14 protein-coding genes and 3 pseudogenes are annotated in these 16,918 nt (G+C 33.6%); 10 read left to right on the forward strand and 7 right to left on the reverse strand.

The window, feature by feature from the left end; translation table 11 throughout:
- Nucleotides 1-2: 2 nt before the first annotated feature.
- The 3 genes and pseudogenes from topA to yihA form a co-directional block, all read right to left on the reverse strand.
- Nucleotides 3-2,375 (reverse strand): annotated as a pseudogene (gene topA, locus FGL31_RS12640) (type I DNA topoisomerase).
- A gap of 95 nt (nucleotides 2,376-2,470) precedes the next feature.
- Nucleotides 2,471-3,322, reverse strand: a complete 852-nt coding sequence (locus FGL31_RS12645; RefSeq protein WP_138091928.1) for a UbiA-like polyprenyltransferase — start codon at nucleotides 3,320-3,322, stop codon at nucleotides 2,471-2,473.
- A 3-nt stretch (nucleotides 3,323-3,325) separates the two neighbouring features.
- The gene (gene yihA, locus FGL31_RS12650; RefSeq protein WP_099370883.1) at nucleotides 3,326-3,937 is read right to left on the reverse strand and encodes a ribosome biogenesis GTP-binding protein YihA/YsxC; all 612 of its coding nucleotides are present in this window, start codon (nucleotides 3,935-3,937) and stop codon (nucleotides 3,326-3,328) included.
- Between the two features lie 104 nt (nucleotides 3,938-4,041).
- Here yihA and FGL31_RS12655 point away from each other — a divergent pair, with 104 nt between their 5' ends.
- The 4 genes from FGL31_RS12655 (at nucleotide 4,042) to FGL31_RS12670 (ending at nucleotide 8,714) form a co-directional block, all read left to right on the forward strand.
- A complete protein-coding gene (locus tag FGL31_RS12655; protein WP_138091931.1) occupies nucleotides 4,042-4,953 on the forward strand; it encodes an ABC transporter ATP-binding protein in 912 nt (303 codons plus the stop codon).
- Nucleotides 4,954-4,965: 12 nt separating this feature from the next.
- Nucleotides 4,966-6,276 carry an ABC transporter permease gene (locus FGL31_RS12660; RefSeq protein ID WP_138091934.1) on the forward strand — a complete coding sequence of 437 codons (1,311 nt, stop codon included), beginning with the start codon at nucleotides 4,966-4,968 and terminating at the stop codon, nucleotides 6,274-6,276.
- Nucleotides 6,277-6,392: 116 nt separating this feature from the next.
- Nucleotides 6,393-7,577: a Na+/H+ antiporter NhaA gene (gene nhaA / locus FGL31_RS12665; RefSeq protein WP_099370880.1), complete on the forward strand. Its 1,185-nt coding sequence runs from the start codon at nucleotides 6,393-6,395 to the stop codon at nucleotides 7,575-7,577.
- Between the two features lie 546 nt (nucleotides 7,578-8,123).
- Nucleotides 8,124-8,714 carry a riboflavin synthase gene (locus FGL31_RS12670; RefSeq protein ID WP_138091937.1) on the forward strand — a complete coding sequence of 197 codons (591 nt, stop codon included), beginning with the start codon at nucleotides 8,124-8,126 and terminating at the stop codon, nucleotides 8,712-8,714.
- Nucleotides 8,715-8,730: 16 nt separating this feature from the next.
- Here the strand turns inward: FGL31_RS12670 and FGL31_RS12675 are convergent.
- Together FGL31_RS12675 and FGL31_RS12680 are read right to left on the reverse strand one after the other, a co-directional pair.
- Nucleotides 8,731-9,673: pseudogene (locus FGL31_RS12675) on the reverse strand (hydrogen peroxide-inducible genes activator).
- A 124-nt stretch (nucleotides 9,674-9,797) separates the two neighbouring features.
- The gene (locus FGL31_RS12680; protein ID WP_138091940.1) at nucleotides 9,798-10,085 is read right to left on the reverse strand and encodes a hypothetical protein; all 288 of its coding nucleotides are present in this window, start codon (nucleotides 10,083-10,085) and stop codon (nucleotides 9,798-9,800) included.
- Between the two features lie 100 nt (nucleotides 10,086-10,185).
- On the opposite strand from FGL31_RS12680, the gene mazG reads away from it, so the two are divergent.
- The 4 genes from mazG (at nucleotide 10,186) to FGL31_RS12700 (ending at nucleotide 13,704) form a co-directional block, all read left to right on the forward strand.
- Entirely contained in the window at nucleotides 10,186-10,989 is an 804-nt protein-coding gene (gene mazG / locus FGL31_RS12685) for a nucleoside triphosphate pyrophosphohydrolase (RefSeq protein WP_138091943.1), read from the forward strand.
- Nucleotides 10,990-11,150: 161 nt separating this feature from the next.
- Entirely contained in the window at nucleotides 11,151-12,212 is a 1,062-nt protein-coding gene (locus FGL31_RS12690; protein WP_197734231.1) for a serine hydrolase domain-containing protein, read from the forward strand.
- 60 nt (nucleotides 12,213-12,272) lie between these two features.
- A complete protein-coding gene (locus FGL31_RS12695; RefSeq protein WP_099370874.1) occupies nucleotides 12,273-12,941 on the forward strand; it encodes an HAD family hydrolase in 669 nt (222 codons plus the stop codon).
- Nucleotides 12,931-13,704 carry a sulfite exporter TauE/SafE family protein gene (locus FGL31_RS12700; protein ID WP_138091946.1) on the forward strand — a complete coding sequence of 258 codons (774 nt, stop codon included), beginning with the start codon at nucleotides 12,931-12,933 and terminating at the stop codon, nucleotides 13,702-13,704. The genes FGL31_RS12695 and FGL31_RS12700 overlap by 11 nt, the downstream gene beginning before the upstream one ends.
- Before the next feature lie 70 nt (nucleotides 13,705-13,774).
- On the opposite strand, the pseudogene FGL31_RS12705 reads toward FGL31_RS12700, so the two are convergent.
- Nucleotides 13,775-14,669 (reverse strand): annotated as a pseudogene (locus FGL31_RS12705) (OmpA/MotB family protein).
- A gap of 540 nt (nucleotides 14,670-15,209) precedes the next feature.
- On the opposite strand from FGL31_RS12705, the gene FGL31_RS12710 reads away from it, so the two are divergent.
- Nucleotides 15,210-15,581, forward strand: coding sequence for a DEAD/DEAH box helicase family protein (locus tag FGL31_RS12710; RefSeq protein WP_171017665.1), 372 nt, complete (start codon nucleotides 15,210-15,212; stop codon nucleotides 15,579-15,581).
- A 2-nt stretch (nucleotides 15,582-15,583) separates the two neighbouring features.
- Complete coding sequence (locus tag FGL31_RS12715; protein ID WP_138091952.1) at nucleotides 15,584-16,450, forward strand: helicase-related protein; 867 nt, start codon at nucleotides 15,584-15,586, stop codon at nucleotides 16,448-16,450.
- 46 nt (nucleotides 16,451-16,496) lie between these two features.
- On the opposite strand, the gene coaD is transcribed toward FGL31_RS12715, so the two are convergent.
- Nucleotides 16,497-16,916 carry a pantetheine-phosphate adenylyltransferase gene (gene coaD / locus FGL31_RS12720; RefSeq protein WP_232046711.1) on the reverse strand — a complete coding sequence of 140 codons (420 nt, stop codon included), beginning with the start codon at nucleotides 16,914-16,916 and terminating at the stop codon, nucleotides 16,497-16,499.
- Nucleotides 16,917-16,918 lie beyond the last annotated feature (2 nt).

Here is a 16,918-nt window from a genome sequence, read left to right on the forward strand (position 1 = left end):
AACTATTTCTTCTTCGCTTTTGTTGTTTTAGTTGTTTTTGTTGCTTTAGTAGTCTTTGCTATTTTTGAACCTGCGGCTTTTGGATCTTCTTCTGCCCATTTCAATACATCAGCATAGGTAATTTTCTCTACTTCTGTACCTTTTGGAATTTTCAAGTTTTGTTTACCAAAACGCACGAATGGTCCCCATCTACCGTTTTCAATTTTAGCATCAGGATTTTCATCAAAAACTTTTATTACCTTATCCTTATCTTTTTGGCGTTTTTCTTTGATGATCTCAATTGCTTGTTCTTCCTCAACGTCTAAAGGATCTAATCCTTTAGGTAAGGAATAGAAGCTACTGTTATGTCTAATATATGGTCCAAAACGACCAATAGCAACGGTCATTTCTTTATCCTCAAATTCACCAACTTTTTTAGGTAGTTTAAATAACTCCAGTGCTTCTTCTAATGTAATTGTTTCTATCATCTGCCCTTTTCTCAGAGAGGCAAATGCTGGTTTTTCTTCATCATCTGCAGAACCGATTTGGACTAATGGGCCAAATCTTCCTACTCTAACAGAAATAGGTTTTCCACTTACAGGGTCAATTCCCAGTTCCCTTTCATGCGTTGCACGATCAGCATTATCTAAGGTATTTTGGACTTCTGAATGGAATGGTCCGTAGAAATTAGACAACATATGAGTCCACTCTTTAAAACCTTGAGCAATCTCATCAAATTCTTTTTCAACTTTCGCAGTAAAATGGTAATCAACAATTCCTTTAAAATGCTGAACTAAGAAATCATTAACCAGAACACCAATATCAGTTGGAAACATTTTATTACGTTCAGCTCCGGTAATTTCAGTTTTTGTGACTTCTGAGATTTTACCATCTGTCAATGTTAAGACTTTGAATGATCTTTCCTTACCGTCTCTATCTTCTTTTACAACATAGCCACGATTTTGGATCGTAGATATAGTTGGAGCATACGTTGATGGTCTACCAATTCCTAACTCCTCAAGTTTTTTAACCAAGGAAGCTTCCGTAAACCTTGCTGGAGGTCTTGAGAATCTTTCCGTCGCATTCATGGTCTCAAGATTAAGATTTTGGCCATTACTCAGTGGAGGAAGGATTGAATTATCAGAATTGTCAAGATCTATATCATCATTATCATCATCAGAAGATTCAAAATATACTTTTAAAAACCCATCAAATTTCATGATTTCGCCTGAAGCAACCAAGTCTTCTGATCTGGTAGAAATATTGATTTTAGCAGTAGTTTTTTTCAAATTCTGCTTCAGTCATTTGAGATGCAATTGAACGCTTCCAAATTAATTCATACAATCTTTTTTCGGAGTTATCACCTTCAATTGTATGATCATTAAAGTATGTTGGACGGATTGCTTCGTGAGCTTCCTGTGCACCGGCACTTTTAGTACGAAATTGTCTTAATTTATGGTATTTATCACCATACGCATTGATGATTTCCGATTTTGCACCCTGTAATGCGGTATCGGAAAGGTTTACTGAATCTGTACGCATATAAGTAATACGCCCAGCTTCATAAAGTCGTTGAGCTACTTGCATTGTTCGAGCCACAGAAAATCCAAGTTTTCTACTTGCCTCCTGTTGTAATGTAGATGTTGTAAAGGAGCCGATGGAGAACGTTTTGAAGGTTTAGTTTCTAAACTCTTAATATTAAATACAGCATTAGCACAATCATTTAAAAATTGATTAGCTTCCTCAACAGTCGGAAACCTATTTGGAAGTTCTGCTTTAAATCTATCTTTTTGGTTTCCAGTATTAAAAATAGCAACAACTTTAAATGCTGCCTCAGCATTAAACTTATTAATGTCCCTTTCGCGCTCAACAATTAATCTAACCGCTACAGACTGAACACGGCCAGCAGATAAAGAAGGTTTGACTTTTTTCCAGAGTACCGGAGAAAGTTCAAAGCCGACCAATCTATCTAATACTCTACGAGCTTGTTGAGCATTAACAAGGTTAAAATCTATTTTACGTGGTGATTCAATTGCTTTTAAAATGGCAGGTTTAGTGATCTCATGAAAAACAATACGTTTGGTTTTATCGTCTTTCAGCCCTAAAGTTTCATATAAGTGCCAAGAAATTGCTTCTCCTTCTCGGTCTTCATCGGATGCTAACCAAACTGTCTCTGCAGATTTAGCTAGCTTCTTCAACTCACTTACTAAAGCTTTTTTATCCGAAGGAACTTCATACTTCTGTTTGAAGTTATCGTCAGTGTCAATCGCATCATCGGTTTTCACCAAATCGCGGATGTGACCATAACTAGATTTTACCAAAAAATCTTTTCCTAAATATCCTTCTATTGTTTTGGCCTTTGCTGGAGACTCAACTATCAATAAATTTTTTGCCATTTATACTGTATGATTTCATGCAAAGAAAACGATTTCAAAATGGAATGCAAATTCTTTTTTATTACGATTATTAAAAATGTGACTTGGGTATACGCTCATTTTATCCAAATATCCAGTAAATAAAACACTGCAAAAACTACAGAAGCAATACCATTTGTAGTCATAAATGCACGGTCTACCCTACTTAAATCATTTAAACTCACTATTCGATGTTGGTATATTAATAATGCTGCATAGAATGCAACGCCTATATAGTATAATATTCCAACAGGCATATATAATACTGGCAGTAAAATAAAGATAAATGACAGTACATGAAGTATTTCAGAAATCCTTAATGCTGCCTTTCCTCCAAAATTTGCAGGTATCGAGTTTAAGCCATTAGCCTTATCAAATTCTTCATCTTGCAAAGCATATATGATGTCAAATCCACTCACCCATGTAAGGACAGCTAATCCATAAAAGATAGGTACTATATTAAAATGTCCGGTCACCGCTAAGTAAGCACCAACAGGTGCTAAGCCCAATCCAACCCCCAATACAATATGACATAAAGGAGATATTCTTTTCATGTAAGAATAGAATAAAATAACAAATAAAGCGATTGGAGAAAGTAGAAAGCACAAAAAGTTTATGAAGTAACAAGCTATTATAAATACTATACAATTGATAATGGTAAAAATTAGAGCTTGATTTGCGGAGATTTTACCAGCAGGAATATCCCTTACCGCAGTTCGAGGGTTTAATGCGTCAATATCTCTATCTAAATATCGATTGAAAGCCATAGCAGCATTTCTTGCAGTCACCATACATACCAACATCAATAAAAACAACTTCCATTCAAATTGATAATCAGTAGTATTGATCGCTAAAAAGAAACCTATGATGGCAAATGGTAGAGCAAATATACTATGTGCAAAAAGCACTAAGGACATGTATTTTTTCATATATTAACCCAAAGGAGAAACGAAGTTTTTATTGATATCATCAATTGTTTCCAATACCTGTTCACAACCTAGTTTAGTTTCTGAGGATGTAAGAATATGTGGTGGAACCTCTTCAAACCAAGTTTTCAATGCTTTGCGAAATTTAGCTATGTTCTGATCAGACTTTACCATGGAGTGTTTATCAGCCTTGGTAAATAACAATAAAAATGGAATTCCTTGCTCTCCTAACCAGTAACAGAAGTCTAAATCAATCTTTTGTGGCTCGTGACGACTATCGATCAGTACAAATACACATTGTAGATTCTCTCTTCTAGTCAAATACTCACGAATAAACTTTTCCCAAGATGCACGGTTCTTTTTTGAAGTTTGGGCAAATCCATAACCTGGTAAATCCACCAAATACCATTCATCATTAATTATGAAATGGTTGATTAATTGAGTTTTACCTGGTTTTTGAGAGGTTTTGGCTAAACCTTTTCTACGTGTGATCGCATTTATCAGTGAAGATTTTCCAACATTCGAACGTCCAATAAATGCGTATTCAGCTTTATTAGCTTCCGGAAGCTTAGTTACATCAGTATTACTAGTTAAAAATTCTGCTCTATTGATATTCATTCAGCAAAGGTACAATTAAATACAATTTTATTTCTCTTTTGAAACGCTATAGAACTATTAGTGTTTCAATAAAAATTCATAATTTCAGCAGCAAATATGTTTGTATGCTGGAAATAAAAAATATTGTTAAGCAATATGCCAACCATAAGGCTTTAGACGATGTGTCTATTCATGTACCATCAGGAAAGATTTTTGGTCTTTTAGGGCCCAATGGCGCAGGAAAGACTTCATTAATCCGAATTATCAATCAAATCACTGCACCAGATTCAGGCGAAATAATTTTCGATGGCAAACCTTTGAATTCTTCCCATATCAGTAGAATCGGATATTTACCGGAAGAGCGAGGACTATATAAAAAAATGCAGATTGGGGACCAAATGATTTATCTAGCCCAATTAAAAGGTCTGAGTAAAAAGGATGCCAAAGAAAGAATAAAATATTGGTTTGAAAAACTTAAGATTGAAAGTTGGTGGGATAAAAAAGTAGAAGATCTAAGTAAAGGAATGCAACAAAAAGTACAATTTGTAGCCACTGTCCTCCACGAACCAGATTTAATAATTTTAGATGAACCCTTCTCAGGATTTGACCCAGTAAATGCACAAGTTATTCAAGATGAAATCCTAGAATTAAATAAAAAAGGTGCTACCATTATTTATTCCACCCATAGGATGGAATCTGTGGAAGCATTGTGTGACAATATCGCATTGTTAAACAAATCAAAAGTGATTTTGGAAGGTTCAGTTAAAGAGATTAAAAACCAGTATAGAAATCAAACCTACAGGATAGAATATCATCTGAAACCTGAAACAGAGCGTATTCAAATTGATCATTCCCTTTGGCAGAACCTAGATCAGTCGGAATCAAATAACAATATATTAACTATCCAGATTCCTCAAGAGAAATCATTAAATGATGTTTTAATAAACTTGATTCCTCAAATTGAGATTCAGCAAATATTTGAAATAATACCTTCGATGCATGATATTTTCATCGATAATGTTACTAATAATAAATAACCCTAAAAGTATATGAACAAAATATTATTAATTATCCAAAGAGAATACTTGAGCAGGGTTAAGAAAAAAACATTTCTGCTGACCACTTTTTTAGTTCCTCTATTTTTTATTGGGATGTACGTTGGTGTATTTTTCCTAACAAAACAGAGTTTTGAGGATTCTAAAGCATTGATATATGTTGTAGACAACACTAAAGAAGTAGGCAATCAATTAAAGAATACTGATCAAATAACCTTTACAGAATCTACAGAAGAACTAAATAGTCAAATTCAGAAAATCAAGGATTTGGATGGAAATACTAATATCCTTTTTATCCCTGAGGATTTCTATCAAACACATAACATTGAATTTTTATCTTCTGGCAAGCCAAACATTGCAACCAAGGGGCAGGTAGAATCACAATTAGAAAATATTTTATTGGAATACCAATATAAAGAATTGAATATTGATGCTTCTAAGATTAAAAGCATAGACACCAAAGTCAGTACTGCAGCCAAGGAAATTACTGCATCGGGAGAAGCAAAAGATAGTGATACAAGGATTGCGATGGGTATTGCGATGGCATTATCTGTCTTAATTTACTTATCTCTATTCTTGTATGGGGCACAGGTGATGCGAGGGATTATTGAAGAAAAATCAAATCGAATCATTGAAGTAATCATATCATCAGTAAAACCATTTCAATTGATGATGGGTAAGATTATTGGTATTGGTTTAGTGGGTATTACACAGTTTATTTTATGGATTATCTTGAGTTTTGGTTTGATCGCCATTGCATCAAATACATTAATTGACAAAAACGAATTCCAGAAGGAAATGATGCAAAACTCTCCTGAGGGGACTGAAATTGGTAGTGGATCAATAATGTCAGAAATCAATACAGCAATGGAGGCAGTAAATATTCCAGAATTACTGATCAGCTTCTTTTTATTTTTCATTGGGGGTTATATGCTATACAGTGCATTATTTGCTGCTGTAGGCTCTGCAGTAGATAATGAAACAGAAGCAAACCAATTTACTATGCCGATTACTACGCCTTTGCTATTAGCTTATATCCTTTCATTTGGTGTTTTGGTAAACAATCCACATGGACCTATTGCAGTTTGGTTAAGTTTTATTCCTCTCACGTCTCCAATTGCGATGTTGGTAAGAATTCCATTTGGTGTTCCAACTTGGCAAATTGCCCTTTCATTTATTTTATTAGTAGGTGGATTTGTATTTACAACATGGTTTGCTGCAAGGATATATAGGATCGGAATTCTTATGTATGGTAAAAAAGCAAGCTTTAAAGAACTTATAAAATGGTTCAGGTATAAAAGCTAAATTTATAGGAACAAAATAGGGACGCCTTTCTCATTTTAATTTTGAGAAGGGCTTCTTTTTATATTTTTTATAACTTTACCGCTGTTTTATTAAACATCTTCAATCTTAATTCTGTTATGGCGAATAATATAAATCTGTCTGTATTTAAGAAATTCTTTTCCTCAAATACATCGGGCGGAGTATTACTTTTTTTATGTGTTATTATATCACTTATCATTGCTAACACTTCATTTTCTACAAATTTCAATGAGTTTTTACAGGTCAAATTAGGTTTTGAGAATGAGACTGTTCAATTAAAGTACAGTATTAAGGGTTGGATTGATGATGGTTTAATGGCGATTTTCTTTTTGTTGGTAGGTTTAGAAATAAAAAGGGAGTTGGTTGAAGGGGAATTATCATCTCCTAAGAATGCTATCTTGCCCATTTTAGCAGCTGTAGGCGGAGCTATTGTCCCTGCAATAATCTATATCCTATTTAATCACGATCAACCATCACATCATGGATGGGGTATCCCAATGGCTACAGATATTGCATTTGCATTGGCCATAATCTCAATGTTAGATAAAAGAGTACCTCCTAGTTTAAAAATATTTTTAGCGGCATTGGCGATTGTAGATGATCTTTTGGCAATCTTAGTTATTGCTATTTTTTATTCAACAGAATTGCATTATACTTATTTACTATATGCTGCCGCTATATTAGCAGTTCTGGTTGCATTCAACAGATTTGGAGTAAAAAGTGTATGGGCTTATGTTATACCAGGATTATTCATTTGGTATTTTATCCATCATTCCGGAATTCATGCAACTATTGCTGGAGTATTGGTTGCAATGACTTTACCTACTACTCCGGATGAAAAGGAGTCAACTCTAGAAAAATTAGAACATGCGCTAGCGAATCCTGTGAATTTTATTATTATTCCCCTATTTGCATTAGTAAATACAAATATTACCATTCACAGTGAAATGGTACAGGGACTAACCACTCCTTTAGGTTTGGGGATTATTTTAGGTTTATTTTTTGGCAAAACAATCGGCATTTATGTTACTACCTGGATCTGCGTAAAAACTAAACTTGCAAATTTACCCGATATGGCTGGTTGGAAGCATATGATAGGTGTTGGAATGCTTGGAGGAATTGGATTTACTATGTCAATTTTTATTTCCATGCTCTCCTTTAAAGATCCATTGTTTATTGAGGAAGCAAAATTTGCTGTTTTAATAGGTTCCTTGATTTCAGGGGCATGTGGTTATATATACCTATCGATAATTGGCAAAAAGCAAAAATTTGATGGTCATTAAGAATATATAAGTTACAACGCTTTATTTAAATATACATTAAAATTATGCGCGCATATATAAAATAATATGCGCGCATTCTATTTTAAAGAAATATTCAAAGCAATTACTTTATCGTTATAGGAAATTTTAGACTACAGTATAATTTGGATTTTTGAGTGAAAATTGACTTAAAAAAATAAAGCTTGAGTCAATCGGGCGATCGCTCAAGCTTTAAAAAATAACCTCTTTATGAGGTAATCAACCTAAACCTAAGACAAAGATAGAGATTTTGTTATGTAAAATCCAAATATATTTCAGGAATAAAGCTGAGATATTATCTATAAAAATATTTAACTTGTTGGAAATCAGGGAAATAATTTTAAAAAATAAAGGTTTTCAAACGGGGAGAATGAAAACCTTTAATAACCAATTATAAACCTAAATTATGATGACACAAAGATAGTGTACATTTTACACATATCCAAATTTTTTTTAAAATATTTTATGGCATTCTTCTTATGTGCATGAAATTTGATTATCTTATATTTGAAAAAATCATTCAGCATTATGTTTACAGGCATTATAGAAACTTTAGGAACTGTTAAGAAAATTGAGCACGAGCAAAGCAATATTCATTATTTTATTGAATCAAGCATATCCCCTACTTTGAAAATTGATCAAAGCGTGTCTCATAATGGTGTCTGTCTTACCGTAGTTGGAATAGATGGTGAAGTACATCAAGTAACAGCTATTCATGAAACCTTAGAAAAAAGCAATCTTGGCAAATTGAAAGAGGGAGATATTGTAAATCTAGAACGTTGTGTAAAGGCAGATGGCCGCCTTGATGGACATATTGTCCAGGGGCATGTGGATCAAACTGCTATTTGCACCGCTGTAGAACCGCAAGACGGAAGTGTCGTATATTCTTTTGAATATGATCCTACATTGAAAAACCTAACAGTAGAAAAAGGATCAATAACTGTGAATGGAATAAGTTTGACAGTTGTTAATTCGGGGAAAAACAATTTCTCAGTAGCAATAATTCCTTATACTTTAGAAAACACGAATTTGAAAACACTAGAGATAGGAAGTACTGTTAACCTTGAATTTGATATTATAGGCAAGTATGTAAATAAGCTTCTTTCCTTAAGGGATTAATTTAATATTGGGCTTTTTAAATAGAAAAGCCCATTACTTCCTTCTTTTTTTTAGATTTAAATTTTTCAGGAACAATATTTAAAATTTCATTTTTCAACATGTTGATAGCATGTTTTTTCACGTAATTTTGAGGTGTCACTAAACTGATTTCACGCACTGGTTCAGGATTTTTAAAGTAACGAACATGCCCTAATTGATCTTCATCATAATTGGAAATACTCATTTCTGGAAGAATAGTTAAACCACCATTCAAATCAACCATCCGTTTTAAAGTTTCAACACTACCTGTATTATAATCAAATGTTCCTTCTTTAGATTGATTGTGTTTATAATTACAAATATTCAGGACTTGTCCTCGCATACAGTGACCTTCATTTAACAGCCATAACTTTTCATGAGAAATATCATCTGTACTTATCATTTTCTTTTCATATACAGGACTTTTTTGGGAAACATACGCTACAAAGGTCTCGTAAAACAGAGGCATTTCGTGAATTCCTGCATCATGTAGTGGAGTTGATAAAATCCCACAATCAAGAGTTCCTAATTTTAATTCTTGAATAATCTGTTCTGTTGTATATTCCCAAATCTGCAATTTCAGTTTGTTATATTTCTTCATAAAACTGGAAATGACATGGGGTAATAAGTATGGCGCAACGGTCGGAATTACTCCTATCCTTAATTCTCCGGTTAATTCTCCGCGTTCAGCTTGTAGAATTTCAGAGATTTTTTTTGCTCTCGGTCAAAATAGTTCTAGCTTGATCAATGATTTTTTCACCAATCTCGGTTGGAACAACAGGCTGTCTGCTTCTATCAAATATCTTCACTCCTAGTGATTCCTCCAACTTTTGTATTTGCATACTCAAAGTAGGCTGAGTCACAAAACATTTTTCTGCTGCGGCCACAAAACTCCGATAGGTATCTACGGCTATAATATACTCTAATTGAACAAGTGTCATGCTATAAATTTTAACTATACTAAGTTACAGAAGATATAGCGTTTTAGCCAATTTCAATGGAAATAGGACATAAAACAAACAAAGCCCGGAAAATTCCGGGCTTCGTGTTAATCAACAGATCATTTTAATGATTCTGCTTATATTTCATTTCTAAATCTAAAATTATATCTCTTTTTTTTCCTTCTATCAATGATAGATTTCCTGCAACAAAAACTCCCTTTTCACCAGTTTTTGTATTTCTTATTCCATATACTGAAGATTCATCTGCGGGATCGGTTTCTCCTTCATACCTGTAAAGCTCATCAATTTGATAATCCGAAGCATTCTCCACCAGTCCATCAAACTCAACATTGTAGTCTACTGAATAACCTTTGATTTGCGAGGTTATCCAAAGCCTCTGTTGTTGTGGCATATTTAAATGTTCTACTCATAACTATTATTACGTTCGTTTATGTAAAAACACATAACTTTGACTATTGTTTCAATACCAAAAATTTTTAATACTATTTTTTATGTCACATACACCCCCACCTGCAAAACAAACTCCTAATGAAGCTTTTGACAGATTATTAACTGTATTGAATACCTTAAGAATAGAATGTCCATGGGATAGAAAACAAACAATGGAGTCACTCCGTCATTTGACCATTGAGGAACTATACGAATTGACAGATGCTATTTTGGAAAAAGATTATCAAGAAATAAAAAAAGAACTTGGTGATATAATAATGCATTTGGTATTTTATGCAAAAATTGCAGAGGAAGAAAATCAGTTCAATATTACTGACGTATTGAATGCCGTTTGTGATAAATTAATTAGTAGACATCCACATATTTATGGAGATACGCAGGTTAAGGATGACGAAGAAGTTAAACAGAATTGGGAATCCATTAAATTGCAAGAAGGAAATAAATCTGTTCTTCAAGGTGTGCCACAGAGCCTTCCAGCTCTTGTCAAGGCCTATCGTATCCAAGACAAAGTACGTGGAGTAGGATTTGATTGGGAAGATAAGGCTGAAGTTTGGAACAAAGTTGAAGAAGAACTTGCAGAATTTAAAGCAGAATTTGACCTAAAGAATAATAATGTAAACCAAGAAAAAGCGGAAGGCGAGTTTGGCGACCTACTATTTTCTCTTATCAATTATGCAAGGCATTTAGGCATTAATCCTGAAAATGCTCTTGAAAAGACTAACAAAAAATTCATCAGAAGATTCACCTACTTGGAAGAAAAAGCGGCTGAAAATGGGTTGGTATTGAAAGACATGAGTTTGGAGGAGATGGATGTCTATTGGAATGAAGCTAAAAGTCTGAAATAATTGCTCTTCTGTTCTTTTATTGATAACTTTAATACGGTACAAACCATATCGTATGCAACACATTTTGAAGCTTTTAAAATGGCTAGGTATTATCCTTGCCTCCCTAATCATAGTCGTAATAATCTATCTTTATGCAACAGGAAAAGATTTTTTAATCAAAGGTGTTTTATGTTACATATTTACATGGTCATAAAACAGCATATTTAGATGATTACAAACATTTTGACAATCACATTGTAGAGATTGGAACTTCACAGCCCTGGAACAAATCAAAAGAATACAATAGTGTTAAAGCCACAGATTCATTAAGAACAATCCATCAAAACACGAAGTCAATTGCCTATATGATTATCCATCAGGACAGCATTTGGTTTGAGGAATATTATGATGGATATTCTGACTCTTCAAGATCCAATTCATTTTCGATGGCTAAAAGCATGGTTTCTGCTTTGTTAGGAAAAGCTTTAGAGACTGGACAAGTAAAGAGTATCAATCAAAAGGTTATAGATTTTGTGCCTGAGCTAACAGGTCCTTATGCTGACTCCTTAAAGCTCGTCGATTTAGTTTCAATGAGTTCAGGAATGAAATGGGATGAAAGCTATTATGATCCATTTTCTATCACCACTAGACTTTATTTTGATAATGATATCGTAGGGACCTTAGAACAAATGCCCATTGATAGCCCCCCGGGACAAAGTTTTAATTATAAAAGCGGAGACACTCAAGTCTTGGGAATAGCATTGCAGAGAGCGACAAATAAAACCTTGTCTGAATTATTATCGGAATATTTTTGGAAACCAATGGGTGCTGAACATCCTGCATTCTGGCAAGTTGATAGCAAGAAATATGGTATCGAAAAAGCATATTGTTGCGTCGCATCAAATGCCCGAGATTTCGCAAGGTTTGGGAAACTGTATTTACAGCATGGAAAATGGAATGGAGCATCCTTGTTAGATTCTTCATATGTACAGAAATCAGTTGTCAATACCTTTCCTGATTCCCCGCAATACGGATATGGCTGGTGGATAGGGAAATATCATGAAAAGGATTATTTCTATATGGACGGGCATTTAGGTCAATATGTTATTGTTATTCCAAAAGACGATCTAATAATTGTAAGATTGGGTCATGGTATTGATGGTAAACCTAGAACAGACCCCTCTTCAGCTTTTAATAATTTTATTGACCAAGCCTATGTAATGTTGGGAGACAGGATTAAATAAAAAATGGCTAATCATAGGTTTTAAAACCCTAGTATAGATAATATTTGTAACTTTGTCTCAATGAAAGAATTAGCCGTAATTTTTGATATGGACGGTGTTATTGCTCATACAAATCCATATCACGCCAAAGCCTTCGAAGCATTTTTTGATAGATATGAAATTCCTTATACAGATGTAGAATTTGAAAAGCATATGTATGGGAAACATAATAGTTATATCATGACACATTTTTTCAACAGACCTATAGTTGGCGAAGAGCTAATTACTCTTGAAAATGAGAAAGAGGGACTATTTCGAGAGATATATCAATCCGAAGCTAAGCCTATACCCTATTTACCTGAATTTTTAAATAATTTAAAAGAAAACCGGGTAAAACTTGGAGTAGCTACCTCTGCACCAAGAGCAAATATGGATTTGATCTTAGATTCCCTTGAAATTCGAGATTTCTTCCAATCGACACTTGGTTCTGAAAATGTTGAGCTTCATAAACCACATCCGGAAGTATACCTTAAATCTGCGTCTAACCTTGGGATCGATCCTCAATATTGTTTCGTTTTTGAAGATTCTTTTTCTGGAGTTACGGCAGGTAAAAATGCTGAAATGAATGTTATTGGTGTTTTGAGTTCTCATAAAAAGGAAGATCTTCCAAAATGCCTAGCCTATATAGATAATTATCAGGACATGAATACTTCCATATTGAAAGAATTATTCAGGAAGAATGTGGAATAGCGTATTAGATCTAATTCCATCACCTGCTGCTTGGGCATTGTATTTTTTTTGTGCTATGCTCATCGGCGTTTCAAAAACTGGTATCCAGAATGTAGGAACATTTACTATTCCTTTGTTTGCTTTATTATTTGGCGCCAAGTTCTCCACAGGAATTGTACTTATCCTCTTATGCATGGCGGATTTAATGGCCGTAATATATTATCGGAAAGAATTTATTTGGTCAGAAGTAAAGACAATGCTCCCTTATGCGATAATTGGACTTATAATAGGCCTATTAGTTGGAGATTATATAGATGACAAGGCTTTTAAATTTATTATGGGAGCTTGTATTTTCATCAGTGTCGTACTCATGATTTGGGGGACAAATAAAGCCAAGAATAACAAACAAGGAAATGATTTCACTAACAAATGGTGGTATTCACCTTCATTTGGATTGTTGGTAGGGTTTTCCACTATGATAGGAAATGCAGCAGGTCCAGCGTTGACCATTTTCCTCCTTACAAGGAAACTTAAAAAAGTGACTTTAGTAGCTACAGGAGCATGGTTTATCATGATCCTAAATTTCTCAAAGATACCTTTGCAATTATTAGTTTGGAAAAATCTTACCTGGGAAGGTATTATTCTTAATCTATTAGCCCTTCCATTTATCATATTAGGGGCTTATATCGGAATCAAGATTGTCAAGGTAATACCTGAAAAGGAATTTAAGATAGTAATCTTAGCTTTAGTGATTATTTCATCTTTGATGTTGATGTTTGGATAAGAATAATGACCTGAAGTTTCATTTAACAAATAAAAAAAGCCTGAAACAAATTGTTTCAGGCTTTTATTTTTTAAAATGCCGCTGTGTCGGCTGGAGCTTCAGTATTTTCCGTTTCTGGAGCTTTATCAATTAACTCCATAAATTGATCTAATTTTGGTGTTATGATAATTTGGGTCCTACGGTTTTTAGATTTACCATCCGCTGTATTATTACTTGCGACTGGGTTATATTCTCCTCTACCCACCTGCGGTTAAGCGTTTTGGATCAACTCCATAAGTATTTTGCAATGCCTGTACGACAGAAGATGCTCTCAACGTACTCAAATCCCAGTTGTTTCGGATATTAGCTTTGGAGATTGGGTCAGTATCTGTATTACCTTCGATTAACACATCATAATCCTTGTAATCTTGGATAATCTTAGCAATTTTGGATAACGTTTCTCCTGCACGGTCTGAAATTTCATAACTTCCGGATTTGTAAAGCATATTATCAGACAATGATATGTAAACTACGCCCTTCAATACTTGGACATCTACATCTTGCATCTCTTCCCTGCTTAATGAACGTGTCAAATTGTTAGTCAACACCATATTAAGTGAGTCACTTTTTTGTTTAGTATTCACTAGGTGTTGAATATATTTATTTGATGCATTAATTTCATCAACCAGTTTAGAAATATTCACATTACCTTGAGTGTTTTGGCTGATACTATTGTCCAATGTTCCTTGAAGTTTTGCCAATGCCTCTCTTAATCCAGCATTATTTTTACGCTCCTGTTCAAGTTGTTCTTCTAAACTTTTAACACGAGTTCTGCTTTCTGCAAGATCTAATTGACTCTGATTATATTTATCGCCGAGTTCTTTGTACTGGGCTTCTAAAGCCATATGAGTTTTCTTATTTACACCACATGAGGAAATGAAGAGAACTGTCATCAGTAATAATGGTACGCTAATTCTTTTAATCATAACGCTTGATTTTATTTGTATTCATTTAATGTTACGGTATTGTTAAGCAAAAGGAATGCCTTTTATATCATGCTAAAATTTCTTTTAAATTTATTTAACCAAAAAGTCCATTGATAATCATTCAAATGAGGTTTTAATGGTATTCCTTTTTTTTAAATTTAATATGATTGGAGAAATTTTATACTAAAAAAGAAATAATTAGTTGCCTCAACTCAATAAAATATATGATAATCGATGTAGTGAAATTACGTTATCATACCTCATTGAAAAATCCATTAACTAGTTACTGTAACAGGAAATAAAAAAAGGCTTGAGATCGGGGAGATTTCAAGCCTTAACTAACCAATTATTAACCTAAATTATGAATACTAGTTAACTTTCAAACTCCGTGCCAAAAAATATAATTAATAAATTTTTCATCATTTATTATTCTAAACCATAAATACCAATCATTAATTTTAATTTTGTCTATGCAACATTTAAATACATATTTAAAAAACTTGAATATCCAAGAACTTAATCCCATGCAAGAAGAAGTTCTTGAGAAATTCAACCCTGAAAAAAGATTTTGTTCTCTTATCCCCTACCGGATCTGGAAAAACATTAGCGTTCAGCTTATTACTATTCAACCTTCTTGGAGACAATCTTTCTAAAGGAACCAACGGATTAATTGTTGTCCCTACCAGAGAACTGGCATTGCAGATCGAATCAGTGATTAAGCAGATGAACAGTTCGTTAAATGTTGCTTTACTTTATGGAGGTAATAACAATCAAATTGAAAAAGATAAGTTAAAACAACATCCACCATTAATTATTGGAACGCCAGGAAGGATAATCTATCATATTGAGAGAAATCCTGCGCTTCTTGAAAACTGCCATACTTTAGTCTTAGATGAATTGACAAATCCTTAGAATTGGGATTCCAAGACCAATTGAGTTATATAGTTAAATCGGCTAGAGATGTTAGACATAAAATCTTAACATCGGCTACAGATATGGAAGAAATTCCCTCATTTCTGCAGTTGAATGATCCAATCAAACTTGATTACTTCGATTCCAATGGTCTAAGGCCTGATTTGTCATATTATAAAGTTATAAGCAGTTCTAAGCTTAAATTAGAATCCTTGTTTAAATTACTATGTAAAATCGGCAATGAGAGAGTCTTGGTATTTTGCAATCATAGAGAAGCTGTAGATAATATCTCTGATATTCTTGAAGGGAAAGGAATTGAGAGTATTCCTTATCATGGGGGTTTAGAGCAGTTTATGCGCGAGTTGACGATTATAAAAATTAAAAATGGTAGTCAAAACATTTTAATAACAACTGATTTAGCAGCTAGAGGATTAGATATTCCAGAAATGAACCATGTTGTTCATTATCAATTTCCATATAAAGAAGAAGATTTTATTCATAGAAACGGTCGAGCTGGCAGAAATGGGCAAAAAGGTTTTGTATATGGCATTTTAACTGAAGAGGATCGTGCTGCGAAGTATCTTGAAGAGGCTGAAACATTAGAACTTGGCGGATTTTACCCAATCCCTGAAGAACCTGAATTTAAAACTTTAAGAATTAATGCTGGAAAAAAACAAAAGGTAAATAAAATTGATATTGTTGGTTATATTTTAAATCTTCCAGAAATTTCAAAGGAAGATCTAGGACTGATAGTTGTCAAACCACATGATTCCTATGTAGCTATTCGAGCTGAAGTAGCAAATAAAGTGGTAAAGAATGGCAGTAATGGAAAAATTAAGGGTCAAAAAGTAAGAATAAGTTTAATTTGATTTCTTAATGTGCTTTAAGATAATTGGAGAAACCAAATGACTGATATCACCACCATTTTTCCAAATATCTCTTACGATAGTTGAAGAAATATGAGCCTCTCCACTCCCTGCTTAGCAAGAAATAAGTTTCGATTTGAGGGGCTAATATTAAGTTATTTTGAGCAATTATATTTTCATAATCCAGGTCTGTACCATTACGTAAACCTCTGATAATATAATTTGCACCTATAGATTGACAATAATCTACAGTCAATCCATTATAGAAACTTACTTCTACCTGATCATTATCACTATAAAGTTCAGAAATGGATATTTTTCTACTATCTACATCCATCATCCCAACCTTTGAACTGTTTATTCCAATTGCAATATAAATCTTATCAAAAAGTGGTAAAGCTCTATTTATTAAATCTTGGTGTGCTATTGTAAAGGGGTCAAATGAACCTGGAAAAACTGCTATTTTCATAA

The sequence above is a fragment of the Sphingobacterium daejeonense genome, from assembly GCF_901472535.1.
Classification (GTDB): domain Bacteria; phylum Bacteroidota; class Bacteroidia; order Sphingobacteriales; family Sphingobacteriaceae; genus Sphingobacterium; species Sphingobacterium daejeonense.

What these genes read in the sequence shown, in the direction of transcription:
- FGL31_RS12695 (WP_099370874.1), top strand. Translation starts at nt 12,273, where the DNA reads ATGAAAGAATTAGCCGTAATTTTTGATATGGACGGTGTTATTGCTCAT.
- FGL31_RS12670 (WP_138091937.1), top strand. Translation starts at nt 8,124, where the DNA reads ATGTTTACAGGCATTATAGAAACTTTAGGAACTGTTAAGAAAATTGAG.
- FGL31_RS12700 (WP_138091946.1), top strand. Translation starts at nt 12,931, where the DNA reads ATGTGGAATAGCGTATTAGATCTAATTCCATCACCTGCTGCTTGGGCA.
- FGL31_RS12645 (WP_138091928.1), bottom strand. Translation starts at nt 3,322, where the DNA reads ATGAAAAAATACATGTCCTTAGTGCTTTTTGCACATAGTATATTTGCT.
- coaD (WP_232046711.1), bottom strand. Translation starts at nt 16,916, where the DNA reads ATGAAAATAGCAGTTTTTCCAGGTTCATTTGACCCCTTTACAATAGCA.
- FGL31_RS12655 (WP_138091931.1), top strand. Translation starts at nt 4,042, where the DNA reads ATGCTGGAAATAAAAAATATTGTTAAGCAATATGCCAACCATAAGGCT.
- mazG (WP_138091943.1), top strand. Translation starts at nt 10,186, where the DNA reads ATGTCACATACACCCCCACCTGCAAAACAAACTCCTAATGAAGCTTTT.
- FGL31_RS12680 (WP_138091940.1), bottom strand. Translation starts at nt 10,085, where the DNA reads ATGCCACAACAACAGAGGCTTTGGATAACCTCGCAAATCAAAGGTTAT.
- FGL31_RS12660 (WP_138091934.1), top strand. Translation starts at nt 4,966, where the DNA reads ATGAACAAAATATTATTAATTATCCAAAGAGAATACTTGAGCAGGGTT.
- nhaA (WP_099370880.1), top strand. Translation starts at nt 6,393, where the DNA reads ATGGCGAATAATATAAATCTGTCTGTATTTAAGAAATTCTTTTCCTCA.
- yihA (WP_099370883.1), bottom strand. Translation starts at nt 3,937, where the DNA reads ATGAATATCAATAGAGCAGAATTTTTAACTAGTAATACTGATGTAACT.